We start from the raw sequence: 12,596 nt of genomic DNA, 5'->3' as shown, positions 1-12,596 counted from the left end.
ATGACAAGTTCTCCATCAAAAGTTGCGTTAGTGCTCGGTGCAACCGGATTAGTTGGTGATCAACTGACCCACCGGCTCATTGACTCAATGGAATATGATAAAGTAAAAGTCCTGACACGGCGGCCGCTCAGCTGGCAACACCCCCGCCTGCAGGAGATTTCCTTTGACTTTGACCATCCGAACGGGCTGCTCACCCAAGCCGACGATATATTTTGCTGTCTGGGAACAACGATCAAAAAAGCAGGTTCAAAAGACGCCTTCCGGAAAGTCGATTACCAATACCCGCTCGACATTGCCCGGCTTGGTCTTGAGCAGGGTGCCCGGCAGTTTGCGCTGGTCAGCTCAATGGGTGCAGACAGTACGTCTTCTTTTTTTTACAACCGCGTTAAAGGCGACCTTGAGCGCGATCTGGCAGCACTTGGGTACCGGGCCCTGCTTATTTTCCGTCCGTCTCTGCTGTTAGGTAACCGGGGTGAATTCCGGCTTGGCGAACGTATTGGTGCGGGTTTTATGCGGTTGATGGCCCCGCTGATTCCGGCCAGGTATAAAGGCATTGAAGCGGCCAAAGTCGCCAATGCCATGTTCCGCACGGCCCAGGAGGGCCTGACGGGTAAGCACGTTTTTGAGTCAGACGTATTACAACGTTACTGATTCTGCTCAGGATGTGTGACAAACCCGCGTCCGGAATTGCATATCTGCCTGAATTGGCCGAAATTCAGGTTTCAGCCAAAAGCTCATCCGCGTGCCCATCATCACGAAAAAAAAACAGATTTACCGCATCGGCGAACCGCTCCGCGACTATCTCACAAAGTATAGTCGGGAGCAATCGCTGCCGGTTCAGTATGCCGACCTGCTTCGCTACGAAGATGCCATCACCCTCTACGATAACAAAGGGAATGACACGCTTTGGGAGACGATGCTGTACCCGGGCTCAGATGTGAATGATATTCTGATGGCCCTGAAAACCATCTATGCTCAGTTGAAGGCAGACGGCGATATGTCGGTTATGGGCCACCTGACCATCGATCGCGTTGATCTGTGCAGCTACGGCAACACCAAGCCGTTCCGCGTGCGCGTCCGGAACAAAGTCAACGATCTGTTTGATTACTTTTACGTTAAAAACGCCGATGCGTCCCGTATCTATGGCCTCGAACTGGAACACATTCTGTCGCCCAACCGCATCAGTTACCTCACCAACGACCATACGCTGATAGAAGAACACATTGCCGGTATTCCGGGTGATGCGTTTTTCAAAAACCAGATGCTTGATCCGAACCTGAACCCGACCCGTTTGTGTAAGGAGTTTGTCAAATTTAACGAACGCTGTTTTGTACGGCTGCTGGGTGATATGCATTCCAGTAATTTTGTGGTCGACATCACACCGGATTTTGACGAGGTGTATTACCGGATTCGGGCCATTGACTTTGATCAGCAGTCGTACGAAGGGCGGAAGTCGGTCTATATGCCACAGTATTACAAACAGAATCAGGCCATTATTGAGTTAGGCATGCAATACATGACGCCGGAAAGCGTGCGGCAGTATGAGATCGAAGAACGCTCGCTGATTGCCGGCCGCCTGCGTGTTGAACAGGTACGGCTTGGCGATCTGATGAGCGCTATGCGGAAAGATGTTATTTCAACACCGGCCCACACGGAGCAACTCAAGCAAGCCCTTGCCCGGCATTACCGCAATAATGGTTTCCTGACCTGTCAGACCATGGGCGACATTGTCTGGAAAAGCCTTGAACTTGTCGCCCTCCATTAACAGTACTCAACTTTTTATGCACATACGCCCTGCGACGCCCGCCGATGGTACGGTGATCTATACCTTTCTCTGCGATCTGGAAGAGGAAATCCTGGATCGGGAGCGGTTTGATACCGTTTTTCAAACGAATCTACAGCATCCGGACTATCACTATCTGGTGGCCGAAACCGGCCAGGCAGTGGTTGGCTACATCAGTTGCCATACCCAGTTGCTGCTTCATCATGTCGGGCGGGTCGGCGAAATTCAGGAGCTGTATGTGTTGCCGGCCTGCCGCAATCAGCGCATTGGCCGGCAACTGGTTGACCGGCTCCTCCAGCTGGCGGCGGCCGAAGGATGGGTTAATCTGGAAGTGACGACCAATAAAAAACGGCTCGACACCCAACGCTTTTACGAACAAACCGGCTTTTCGCCCACCCATATCAAATTTGTAAAACAACTGTAGTTCTGACGGGATTACGGGCTTTCCCGCTGAACCAATCCTGTCCCGATAGTATCAGCCAACAAACATTGTTTCTCATGACGCATTCTCTCCGTTCTTTTTTACTTCTCCTTGCCTTAATCACCGGCCCACAGGTTTTTGCCCGGAAAAATGATCCGAAACTGGAACGCCTGCTACGCGACGCGCTGGCGGGCTTCAGGGGCGATGTGGGGGTGTATGTTCATCATATCAAATCCGGTAAAACGGTTAGTATCAATGCCGATACAACCTTTCCGACCGCCAGTACTATCAAGATTCCGATTATGTGCGGCTTGTTTGATAAAATCAACAAGGGTGAATTAAAGTACCAGCAGGAAATCGTGTATAAAGATTCTCTCCATTATGACGACGGCATTGTGGGGTCGCTTAAAGACGGCGCCAAATTTCCGCTAAGCCAGATCGTGATGCTGATGGAAACAATCAGTGATAATACCGGAAGCCTCTGGTGCCAGGCGCTGGCCGGCGGTGGCACGGCGATCAACAGCTGGCTCGACGCCAACGGCTTCAGCAAAACCCGCGTCAACTCCCGCACGCCGGGCCGCGAAGCCTTCCGGCCAACGTATGGCTGGGGCCAAACCACACCGCATGAGCTTGCCGAATTGTTGCTGTATATCCGGCAAGGCAAAGCGATTAGCCCCGATGCCAGCGACCGGATGTACCGCAACCTGGGCCGGCAATTCTGGGATGGCGATGGGTTGTCGCAGCTTCCTGAGGGGATTAAGGTGGCGACAAAGAACGGAGCCGTCAACCGGTCACGATCGGAAGTGGTGCTGGTGCATGCGCCCCACGGCGAATACGTGTACTGCATCATGACCAAAAACCAGCAGGATGAGCGCTGGGAACGGACCAATGAAGGCGCTACCCTGCTCCGGAAAGTAGGGGCACTGCTCTGGCACTACTATGAGCCTAAATCGGACTGGAAACCGGCAGATGGGTACCAGAAGTGGTGGTAAGTCTTATTTCTTTTTCTTTAGCCGCTGTTTCTTTGCGCGCCATGCCTTATAGTCGGCATACATCCGGCTGACAAGCAACGTCGGGCCGGCTGAGTAATAAAATCCGTTGTATGAAATCGGTGCTTTCGGAATATCCGGCTGTAAGGTCAGCCGGTAGCCGACTTCGGCATTGAAACCTAGCCACCGGAACGGCCGGAACCGATGGAATGCCTGTGACTTCAGCGCAACGGTTACTCCGATTCCCATCGGATAGGCAACACTCCGTTTTTCTTCCGGCTGCAAATCCGCTACTTTATAAAGCTCATAGCGTGTGCGGCCTATACCCAGTTCAAGCGGCGTACTGAGTTCCCAGTACTTGCGCCGGAAATAATACGGTTCTACAAACAGCGTCAAATACTCCAGTTGCCGGCGTTGCAATATGTACCCGTCCCAGAAGCTTGACAAGCGCTGATTAGATATGTAGGCACCTGCTCCGATCTTGACATTAAACGGAAAGAAAACACCGGCCCGTACTCCGTAGACGCGCGTTACCAGCCGTTCGGGACCGGGAAACAGGTGACTCTTAAAGACAAAAAAACGCTGGTCGGTTTCGGCAATGAGTTTGGGTTCGACGGGGTGCAGATTTTGCCCTGCCTTCATGGTATCTTCGGGGGCAACAGGCAATTCGATACGTCCCGTTGACTGAGCCGTAGCCCATCCGGAAACGCAGCAGAAGATAGTGAACAGAAGATATTTAACGACGTTGAGCATAAAAGCAAATGGCAACTTTTAACTCAACTATTTTCCGGGCCGATTGGTTACCCCCAGAAACAAGTGAACCGCCTTGCGGGCGGTTCAGCATATCAGAAGTGACGATCGCCGGCTTCCCGTTTGCCGAGCATGACTGCCCCGACCATCGCAACAAGCAACAGCACTGATGCTAACTCAAACGGCAGCAGGTAATCACTGTAGAGCATAATACCGAGCTGCTCAACCAGGCCGGTTCTGGCATCGAAATTACCTTCGTTAACCGCCGGCAGCTGAACCGCGCGGAATACCAGCAACATCGTAACCATCAGAATACCGCCGACCACAACGGCCGCCATTTTCGTGAGGTTGGTTTTTGACTCTTCGTCTTCTCTACGCAGGTTCAGGAACATGATCGTAAAGAGGAACAAGACCATGATCGCACCGGCATAAACGATGATGTTTACCGCAGCCAGAAACTGCGCGTTCATCAGAATATAATGTCCCGACAGGCAGAAGAACGTTGCGATCAGCGCCAGTACACTGTGGATCGGGTTACGCGCTGTTACAACCGTGATGGCACTTAACAGGGTAATTCCGGTGAGTACGTAAAAAACTATTTCGATAGGTTTCATTTCTTAAAGCGTATCTATTCAGCCCGATGCAAATAAAGCCGGGAGGTACCCGGCTCCGTCTGCACGCGCCTGTTTTTAACTAACAGAACGGGAAAGACTTGGCTCCGTTGGGGTTGCCTGAACGTTCGGATTGGTACGGACATACCGGTCATCTGACTTTTCAACCAGTTTATCTTTCCCGTAAATAACTTCGTCACGGTCCGAGAAGACAGGAACAAACCGGTCATGACGGAGGTAGATAGCCTGCTTCGGACAAGCTTCTTCGCAAAGCCCGCAGAAAATACAGCGCAGCATATTAATCTCGTAAACGGCTGCGTATTTTTCTTCACGGTAGAGCGCTTCCTCGCCTTTTGTACGCTCGGCCGCAACCATTGAAATGGCTTCGGCCGGACAAGCCACGGCACACAGACCGCAGGCTGTACACCGCTCACGCCCCTGCTCATCGCGTTTCAGAACGTGATGCCCGCGGAACACCGGTCCCAGATACGTTTTAACGTCCGGGTAAGGCTTCGTGGCTTTCTTCAGGAAAAAGTGCTTTAACGTGATGCCGAGACCCTTCGTAATCGCAGGCAGATACATTTTCTCTGCCAGCGTCATTTCTTTATTGCTAACCTGCTTTGAACGATTCGTCAGTTGCATACTTTAATGAGTGATTAGGGTCAGACACCCGAAGGTGTCCGACCGGCTCGTTTAAGATCGTTGCGGAGAAACCTGTCCTTTAGGAGCACGTGAGTTCGACATAATGGCCAGCACCGTTGCAACAATAACGATCAGCCATGAGGCGTACTTCATGCCGTTGAACAATAACCCGCTGGCAGAGACAATGATGTTCAGTACCGATAAAGGAATCAGGATTTTCCAGCCCAGGTTCATCAACTGGTCATAACGGAAACGCGGAACAGTCCAGCGCACCCACATGAAGAAGAAAATAAAGAAGAAAATCTTGCCGAAGAACGCTGCCGTTCCGATCGCCGTAGCTACGTTATGGCCCGTTACCGCACCCAGTGAATTGGTCAGAGCATTGCTGATCTGCTCCATAAACGGATAGTGATACCCACCGAAGTACAGCGACGAAATAAATGCCGACGAAACGAACATGTTGATATACTCCGCAAACAGGTAGAAACCCAGTTTCATGGAGCTGTATTCGGTATGATACCCGCCAACGAGTTCGGTTTCACACTCGGGTAAGTCGAACGGTGTCCGGTTACATTCGGCAAACGCACAGGTCAGGAAAATAATAAAGCCCAGCGGTTGCGTAAACACGTTCCAGCCCAGAAAGCCGGCTTCGGCCTGCTGCTCTACGATAGCGCGGACAGACAGAGAGCCCGACATCATCAGAATCGCGATGATTGACAGACCCAGTGCCACTTCATAACTGATGTTCTGCGAAGCCGCCCGGATAGCACCCAGCAGGGAGAATTTATTGTTCGAGGCCCAGCCACCGACCATGATCCCGTATACCCCCAGCGACACAACGCCGAAGATATAAAGAACACCGATGTTGATTTCGATCCCCTGTACCGGAATGTCGTAGTTGTCGAACCGGATGCTGTCGCCGAACGGAATAACCGCACTCGACATCAGCGCCGTTAACATTGCCAGCGCAGGTCCCAGGATAAACAGCCACTTACTGGCCTGGGCCGGAATAAAGTCTTCCTTGAAAAACATTTTACCGGCGTCGGCAATCGGCTGAAGCAATCCCCAGGGGCCTGCCCGGTCAGGCCCGATCCGGTCCTGCATGAAGGCGGCGACCTTCCGCTCTACGTAAGTTGAGTACGTAGCAATCAACAGCGATATCCCGAAAACAGCCAGGATAATGATGCTTTTTACTATAAATATGGTTAAGTCCATGTCTGTAAATTATAAACCGGCAACAGGTTAGTTTGAGTTGGCAAACCGCTCAGGGGGTAATTGCTGAATCGACAGTTGCGAGGTATCCCGGGCATCGTCGATCGGCTTGTAGTTAGCGGCTGCTATCCGCGACACAAAATCCGGCTTGACCGTATCAGCACGGTATTTGTTAGCCGTTATGACCGAGCTGCGGGCAATTTTGGTTGGTCCCTCAATAACCCAGTCACTGGTTTTCTTCGTTTCGAAGCGGCATGTGTTACAGATAAACTCTTTTACTTCGTTCCATTCGTTTTTGCGGGCCGTTACGCGGATTACTTCTTCGCCACGATACCACAGCGTTACGTTACCCGAACAGGTCGGGCAATCGCGGTGCGCATCTACCGGACGCGAGAACCATACGCGGTTTTTGAAACGATACGTTTTATCGGTCAGGGCCCCTACCGGACATACATCAATCACGTTGCCCGAGAAATCGTTGTCGATTGCCTTCTCGATGTACGTGCTGATTTCGGCATGGTCGCCCCGGTTCATTACGCCATGGACCCGCTTGTTGGTAATCTGATCGGCCGTAAACACGCAGCGGTAGCACAGAATGCAACGCGTCATGTGCAGCTGGATATAGGGGCCAAGGTCATGTTTATCGAACGTACGGCGCTCTTCTTCATAGCGCGTTTTAGCCGCTCCGTGCTCAAACGCGAAGTTCTGCAGGTCGCACTCGCCGGCCTGATCACATACCGGGCAATCGAGCGGGTGATTAATGAGCAAAAACTCAACAACCCCTTTACGGGCTTCAAGTACCTGCGGACTTGTTGTATTTTCAACCACCATACCATCCTGAACGGGTGTGATGCAGGAGGCGACCAGTTTCGGCATCGGACGCGGATCTTTGGCCGAACCGGCTGCGACTTTCACCAGACAGGCACGGCACTTACCACCACTGCCTTTAAGCGGCTGATAGTAGCACATTGCCGGTGGCGCCACTTCCGGACCGATTTTACGGGCGGCCTGCAGGATGGTTGTTCCCGGTTCCACCTCTACCTCGATCCCATCGACAGTGACTTTGACTAGTTGCGGTTTGTTATCTTCCATAATTATGTAAAACGGATGGTCAGATCCGTCCGGTCAACTGACCTATAATTGATACAACTTAAATGTACAGCGATCGGCTGAACCACTTTACCGGTTACACCAGCGCCATTTCGCCCCGGTAAACGGCTCCCGGCTGCGTCGCTTCAACCGGATGCTTGATATGCCATTCGAACTCGTCGCGGAAATGGCGGATTGCACTGCCTACCGGCCATGCTGCCGCATCACCCAACGGACAAATGGTATTGCCTTCGATCTTTTTGGCTACGTCTACCAGCAGGTCAATGTCGTGCAGGCTGCCGTGGCCGTGCTCGATCCGGTGCAGTACTTTCTCCATCCAGCCGGTTCCTTCCCGACATGGGCTGCATTGGCCACACGATTCATGGTGGTAGAAGCGGGAAAAGTTCCAGGTGTTCCGGACAACACAAGCCGTTTCGTCCATGACGATGAAGCCACCCGAACCCAGCATCGTACCAGTCGCAAAGCCACCGTCCGACAGCGATTCGTAGGTCATCAGCCGTTTATCGCCGTTGGCCAGATTCAGAATCAGGTTGGCAGGCAGAATCGGAACCGATGAACCACCGGCCACAACAGCCTTCAGCTTATGTCCCGGACGGATACCGCCGCACCACTCATCCGCATAAATGAAGTCTTCTACCGAAACGCCCAGTTCGATTTCGTAAACACCCGGCTTATTGATATGCCCTGAAGCCGAAATCAGTTTGGTACCCGTTGACCGGCCAATACCGATTGCCGCATAGGCATCTCCGCCGTTGTTGACAATCCACGGTGTTGTTGAGATCGACTCAACGTTGTTGACTACCGTCGGGCACTGATAAAGACCCTTCACGGCAGGGAACGGAGGTTTGTTGCGCGGGTTACCGCGTTTGCCCTCCAGTGATTCCAGCAGCGCCGTTTCTTCACCACAGATGTAGGCACCGCCGCCCGGCTGAACAACCAGTTCAAGGTCGTAGCCGCTGCCCATGATATTTTTACCCAGGAAACCGGCAGCCTTCGCTTCGGCAATGGCTTTCTCCAGAATCCGGATGACGTACATCAGCTCACCACGTACGTAGATGAACGACTTATTGGCACCCAGTGCAAAGCTGGAAATAATCATCCCCTCAATCAGCAGGTGAGGGATATGCTTCATCAGATAGTGGTCTTTGAATGTACCCGGCTCCGATTCATCGGCGTTACACACCAGATAACGGGGAACGCCTTCCGGTTTTGCCAGAAAGCTCCACTTCATTCCCATCGGGAAGCCGGCACCACCCCGTCCGCGGACACCTGCTTTTTTAACTTCTTCCACCACTGAGTCAGGCGTCATTGTTTTCAGCGCCTTCTCAACGGCCGTATAGCCCCCTTGTTTGCGGTAGACGTCGTAGGTATCGATACCAGGGACGTCAATATGTTCAAGCAGAATTTTCTTTCCCATCGGTCAAAGCTTATTTCGACAGTTCTTCAATAATCTCATCGACCCGCTGATTGGTCAGGTGCATATAGTATTGCTCGCGGATCTGGAAAACAGGCCCCATACCGCAGGCTGCCAGACACTCAACCTCTTTCAGGGTAAATTTCCCGTCGGGGGTTGTCTGACCGGCGTCAATACCTAATTTTTGTTTCAGGTGCGCATAAACATCTTCGGCACCCATCAGGCAGCAAGGGCCCGTACGGCAATATTCAATCACGTGCTTGCCGACCGGATCCAGATGGAACATGGTATAGAATGTGGCCACTTCATATACCTCAACCGGCTCAATACTCAGCAAGCCGGCCACATAGTCCATCACCTCCGGACTTGTCCACCCCCACTGCTCCTGTGCCAGGTGCAGCAGCGGCAGTAAGGCCGACTTTTGTTTTCCTTCCGGATAGCGGGCAATGATCTCTTTCGCCAAAACCTGCCGTTCAGGAGTGAATTCTATCTTTGCGTTTGTTTCAGTTGTCATAGTTAATGAGTGATTGCGCGATTGAGTGATTGAGTGGTCACTTGCACAGTAGTCACTCAATCACTCAATCACTCAATGGTTTATGCATCCAGCTCGCCGGCAATAACGTTCATACTACTCATGATAACGATGGCGTCCGACAGGGTAGCTCCCTTGCACATCTCAGGATAGGCCTGATAGTAAATGAAGCATGGACGACGGAAATGCAGCCGGTAAGGCGCCCGCCCGCCATCACTGATCAGGTAGAAACCCAGTTCACCGTTACCGCCTTCTACGGCGTGGTATACCTCACCAACCGGTGCATCGATCTCACCCATTACAATCTTAAAGTGGTAGATCAGGGCTTCCATGTTTTTATATACTTCCTGCTTCGGAGGCAGGTAGTACTGTGGCGCATCGGCGAAGTGCGAACCTTCCGGCAGGTTATTGATAGCCTGCTCAATGATGCGGAGACTCTGCCAGATTTCTTCGTTACGGACCATATACCGGTCGAAGGTATCGCCGCTCTGCCCTACCGGAATGTCGAATTCAAAGTCTTCGTACGACGAGTATGGGTTCATCACCCGCACGTCGTAGTCAACCCCGGCAGCGCGGAGATTCGGCCCTGTAAAGCCGTAGCTCAGTGCCCGCTCGGCCGAGATACCGCCAACACCGACAATCCGGTCCATAAAGATCCGGTTGCGGTTTAACAGGCTTTCGAATTCGCGGAGGACTTTCGGGAATTCGGCAAGAAACTTCTTGATTTTCCGGATAGCTTCTGCCGACAGATCGCGTTCCATGCCACCGATCCGGCCCATGTTGGTCGTCAGACGGGCCCCGCACATTTCTTCGTAGATTTCGTAAATTTTTTCCCGCTCTTCAAACAGGTATACGAAGCCGGTCAGCGCGCCGGTATCTACGCCAAGAATCCCGTTACACACGAGGTGGTCGGCAATACGGGCCAGTTCCATCATGATGACACGGATGTACTGGGCGCGCTTGGGCACCTCAATGCCAAGCAGCTTTTCCACGGTCATGTGCCAGCCCATGTTGTTGATCGGCGACGAACAGTAGTTCATCCGGTCGGTCAGGGTGGTAATCTGGTAAAACGGCCGGCGTTCGGCGATCTTTTCGAAGGCACGGTGAATGTATCCGATAGTTTGCTCGCCCGACACGATTTTTTCCCCATCCATCTGCAGGATGTTCTGGAAAATGCCATGAGTTGCCGGGTGAGTTGGACCGAGGTTCAGCGTTGTCAGTTCGTTGACATATTGTACCGGTCCTTCGTCGGTCCGGGCCGGAACACCCGCTTTATTTGCTAAATCAAGTTCTTCAGTAGTCATCTGCTTCTATTGAGCGAATTGTGATTGAGTGATTGAGTGACCCAGAGCCGACAGGTGTCGCTCAATCACTCATTGGCTCAATCACTCAATTATTATCGTCCAAACAACGCATCAATTTTATCCTGGCGGGTGCTGTCTTCCAGTGGATATTCTTTCCGCATCGGGAAATAATCCATTTCGTCCATGTTCAGGATCCGGCGAAGATTGGGATGGCCGTCGAAGATAACACCGAACAGGTCAAACGTTTCGCGCTCCATCCAGTTGGCACATGCGTACAGTGACGTTGCTGTCGGGATATGCAGATCAGCTTCCGTCAGGTATACTTTGATCCGCACCCGGAAGTTTTGCACCAGGCTGTGTGCATGATACACCACACAATATTCCCGATCGGGGCTATCCGGATAGTGAATAGCGGTAATATCTGTCAGGAAGTTAATCCGGAATGCTGCGTGGTCCCTGAGGTATTCCAGCAGAGAAATAATTGTTTCCCGGTTCGTGGTGAACGTCAGCAGACCAAACGGGTCATCGAATTCACTGACGGCGTTCTCATACTTCCGGATTATATCTTGTGCTACTTCTTCGTTGGTAAGCATTGTCAGTTAGTGAATGAGTAAAAGCGCGGAAGCAACCCGTATAACGGGGCTTCCGCGCTTTTGCTATTGAATACTGTACGAGGCCAGCAGTTTCTGGTATTCGTCGGAATTGCGCCGGCGGAGTGATTCGTTATGGGCCAGTTCCTGAACCTGCATAACGGCTTCGAGGATTTGCTCCGGACGTGGCGGGCAGCCCGGCACATACACATCGACCGGGATAATACGGTCAATACCCTGTAAAACACTGTATGTATCGAAAATGCCACCGCTCGATGCACAGGCACCGATCGCAATCACCCAGCGGGGCTCAGCCATCTGCAGATAAACCTGCTTAACAACCGGCGCCATTTTCTTGGCAATGGTACCAGCCACTAAGAGCATATCTGCCTGACGTGGCGAGAAACTGATCCGTTCTGACCCGAAACGGGCAATGTCATAACGGGCAGCCATGGTCGCCATGAACTCGATACCGCAGCAAGAGGTTGCAAAAGGTAAAGGCCAAAGCGAATTCGCCCGGGCCAGACCAATAATTTTGTCAAATGAAGTTGCCTGAAACCCCGGGCCGTCATAGCTGGGGGGCGCTTCGGCTAATTTTATGTCTGATGCCATGATGCTAATGTAAAATGGATAATGAACAATGTAAACAGCAAATACACCGGCTGGTGTTTTGCAGGTTACAGGTAAATCGTTATTCCCACTTCAGCACGCCTTTACGGATGATATAGTAGAAGCCGGCTAACAGTAGCCCCATAAACAATACCATTTCGATAAAGCCAGTGACGCCCAGACCTTTGAAATTAACCGCCCATGGATACAGGAAGATAACTTCAACGTCGAACAGTACAAAAAGAATAGCGATCAGGAAGTATTTGATGGAAATAGGCGTCCGGGCATCCCCTTCTACAGGAATACCACACTCAAACGGATCGTCTTTTTTCTGGCTTTTCCGCTTAGGGCCAATCGAGTGCGTTACGATCATCGTCGTGATAATAAAACCCAGTGCGAGCCCTAGCTGAATCAGTACGGGGAGATAATCCGACGGCAAGTAAGATGCGTTCATAATAACTTATTGCGAAAGACGTCGCAAGTTAGTGATAATTTAAACACGGACAGATGTTCTGCCAGTGGTTTAGCCTGGCAAAATTGTTATCAAATATACCCTTTTTTTACGCTTTAATCAACCATAAACCGGAAGTTGCTACCTAAGGCCAAACAAAAAATGCCCTTCGGTCTGA

General features: G+C 51.7%; 15 protein-coding genes. 4 read left to right on the top strand and 11 right to left on the bottom strand.

Going from position 1 to position 12,596, the window contains the following annotated elements; translation table 11 throughout:
• The 4 genes from BLX24_RS22395 (at position 1) to BLX24_RS22380 (ending at position 3,196) form a co-directional block, all read left to right on the top strand.
• Entirely contained in the window at positions 1 to 651 is a 651-nt protein-coding gene (locus tag BLX24_RS22395; RefSeq protein ID WP_071505444.1) for an oxidoreductase, read from the top strand.
• A 91-nt stretch (positions 652 to 742) separates the two neighbouring features.
• Positions 743 to 1,765, top strand: a complete 1,023-nt coding sequence (locus tag BLX24_RS22390; protein ID WP_071505443.1) for a hypothetical protein — start codon at positions 743 to 745, stop codon at positions 1,763 to 1,765.
• A gap of 16 nt (positions 1,766 to 1,781) precedes the next feature.
• Positions 1,782 to 2,207, top strand: a complete 426-nt coding sequence (locus tag BLX24_RS22385; protein ID WP_071505442.1) for a GNAT family N-acetyltransferase — start codon at positions 1,782 to 1,784, stop codon at positions 2,205 to 2,207.
• A 74-nt stretch (positions 2,208 to 2,281) separates the two neighbouring features.
• Positions 2,282 to 3,196, top strand: coding sequence for a serine hydrolase (locus BLX24_RS22380; protein WP_071505441.1), 915 nt, complete (start codon positions 2,282 to 2,284; stop codon positions 3,194 to 3,196).
• A 3-nt stretch (positions 3,197 to 3,199) separates the two neighbouring features.
• On the opposite strand, the gene BLX24_RS22375 is transcribed toward BLX24_RS22380, so the two are convergent.
• The 11 genes from BLX24_RS22375 to BLX24_RS22325 form a co-directional block, all read right to left on the bottom strand.
• On the bottom strand, positions 3,200 to 3,946 hold the full coding sequence (locus tag BLX24_RS22375; protein ID WP_071505440.1) for a hypothetical protein: 747 nt from the start codon (positions 3,944 to 3,946) through the stop codon (positions 3,200 to 3,202).
• Positions 3,947 to 4,038: 92 nt separating this feature from the next.
• Positions 4,039 to 4,557: an NADH-quinone oxidoreductase subunit J family protein gene (locus tag BLX24_RS22370; RefSeq protein WP_071505439.1), complete on the bottom strand. Its 519-nt coding sequence runs from the start codon at positions 4,555 to 4,557 to the stop codon at positions 4,039 to 4,041.
• Between the two features lie 75 nt (positions 4,558 to 4,632).
• Entirely contained in the window at positions 4,633 to 5,196 is a 564-nt protein-coding gene (locus BLX24_RS22365) for a NuoI/complex I 23 kDa subunit family protein (protein WP_071505438.1), read from the bottom strand.
• A gap of 51 nt (positions 5,197 to 5,247) precedes the next feature.
• The gene (nuoH, locus tag BLX24_RS22360) at positions 5,248 to 6,411 is read right to left on the bottom strand and encodes an NADH-quinone oxidoreductase subunit NuoH (RefSeq protein ID WP_071505437.1); all 1,164 of its coding nucleotides are present in this window, start codon (positions 6,409 to 6,411) and stop codon (positions 5,248 to 5,250) included.
• Positions 6,412 to 6,438: 27 nt separating this feature from the next.
• Positions 6,439 to 7,500, bottom strand: a complete 1,062-nt coding sequence (locus BLX24_RS22355) for an NADH-quinone oxidoreductase subunit G (protein ID WP_071505436.1) — start codon at positions 7,498 to 7,500, stop codon at positions 6,439 to 6,441.
• Between the two features lie 94 nt (positions 7,501 to 7,594).
• On the bottom strand, positions 7,595 to 8,935 hold the full coding sequence (gene nuoF / locus BLX24_RS22350) for an NADH-quinone oxidoreductase subunit NuoF (protein WP_071505435.1): 1,341 nt from the start codon (positions 8,933 to 8,935) through the stop codon (positions 7,595 to 7,597).
• Between the two features lie 10 nt (positions 8,936 to 8,945).
• Positions 8,946 to 9,446: an NADH-quinone oxidoreductase subunit NuoE family protein gene (locus BLX24_RS22345; protein WP_071505434.1), complete on the bottom strand. Its 501-nt coding sequence runs from the start codon at positions 9,444 to 9,446 to the stop codon at positions 8,946 to 8,948.
• An 80-nt stretch (positions 9,447 to 9,526) separates the two neighbouring features.
• Complete coding sequence (locus BLX24_RS22340; RefSeq protein WP_071505433.1) at positions 9,527 to 10,768, bottom strand: NADH-quinone oxidoreductase subunit D; 1,242 nt, start codon at positions 10,766 to 10,768, stop codon at positions 9,527 to 9,529.
• 92 nt (positions 10,769 to 10,860) lie between these two features.
• Positions 10,861 to 11,361 carry an NADH-quinone oxidoreductase subunit C gene (locus tag BLX24_RS22335; RefSeq protein ID WP_071505432.1) on the bottom strand — a complete coding sequence of 167 codons (501 nt, stop codon included), beginning with the start codon at positions 11,359 to 11,361 and terminating at the stop codon, positions 10,861 to 10,863.
• 63 nt (positions 11,362 to 11,424) lie between these two features.
• Entirely contained in the window at positions 11,425 to 11,970 is a 546-nt protein-coding gene (locus tag BLX24_RS22330; protein ID WP_071505431.1) for an NADH-quinone oxidoreductase subunit B, read from the bottom strand.
• Positions 11,971 to 12,049: 79 nt separating this feature from the next.
• Positions 12,050 to 12,421: an NADH-quinone oxidoreductase subunit A gene (locus tag BLX24_RS22325; RefSeq protein ID WP_071505430.1), complete on the bottom strand. Its 372-nt coding sequence runs from the start codon at positions 12,419 to 12,421 to the stop codon at positions 12,050 to 12,052.
• Between the last annotated feature and the right edge of the window lie 175 nt (positions 12,422 to 12,596).

This window comes from Arsenicibacter rosenii, from assembly GCF_001870735.1.
GTDB lineage: Bacteria > Bacteroidota > Bacteroidia > Cytophagales > Spirosomataceae > Arsenicibacter > Arsenicibacter rosenii.
Note: the sequence above shows the minus strand (reverse complement) of the source record. Positions and strands in the feature narration are given on the sequence as shown.

Bases quoted from the DNA above. Each gene is read 5' to 3' on its own strand.
- BLX24_RS22395 (WP_071505444.1), top strand. From the start codon at position 1: ATGACAAGTTCTCCATCAAAAGTTGCGTTAGTGCTCGGTGCAACCGGA.
- BLX24_RS22385 (WP_071505442.1), top strand. From the start codon at position 1,782: ATGCACATACGCCCTGCGACGCCCGCCGATGGTACGGTGATCTATACC.
- BLX24_RS22380 (WP_071505441.1), top strand. From the start codon at position 2,282: ATGACGCATTCTCTCCGTTCTTTTTTACTTCTCCTTGCCTTAATCACC.
- BLX24_RS22375 (WP_071505440.1), bottom strand. From the start codon at position 3,946: ATGCTCAACGTCGTTAAATATCTTCTGTTCACTATCTTCTGCTGCGTT.
- BLX24_RS22370 (WP_071505439.1), bottom strand. From the start codon at position 4,557: ATGAAACCTATCGAAATAGTTTTTTACGTACTCACCGGAATTACCCTG.
- BLX24_RS22365 (WP_071505438.1), bottom strand. From the start codon at position 5,196: ATGCAACTGACGAATCGTTCAAAGCAGGTTAGCAATAAAGAAATGACG.
- nuoH (WP_071505437.1), bottom strand. From the start codon at position 6,411: ATGGACTTAACCATATTTATAGTAAAAAGCATCATTATCCTGGCTGTT.
- BLX24_RS22355 (WP_071505436.1), bottom strand. From the start codon at position 7,500: ATGGAAGATAACAAACCGCAACTAGTCAAAGTCACTGTCGATGGGATC.
- nuoF (WP_071505435.1), bottom strand. From the start codon at position 8,935: ATGGGAAAGAAAATTCTGCTTGAACATATTGACGTCCCTGGTATCGAT.
- BLX24_RS22345 (WP_071505434.1), bottom strand. From the start codon at position 9,446: ATGACAACTGAAACAAACGCAAAGATAGAATTCACTCCTGAACGGCAG.
- BLX24_RS22340 (WP_071505433.1), bottom strand. From the start codon at position 10,768: ATGACTACTGAAGAACTTGATTTAGCAAATAAAGCGGGTGTTCCGGCC.
- BLX24_RS22335 (WP_071505432.1), bottom strand. From the start codon at position 11,361: ATGCTTACCAACGAAGAAGTAGCACAAGATATAATCCGGAAGTATGAG.
- BLX24_RS22330 (WP_071505431.1), bottom strand. From the start codon at position 11,970: ATGGCATCAGACATAAAATTAGCCGAAGCGCCCCCCAGCTATGACGGC.
- BLX24_RS22325 (WP_071505430.1), bottom strand. From the start codon at position 12,421: ATGAACGCATCTTACTTGCCGTCGGATTATCTCCCCGTACTGATTCAG.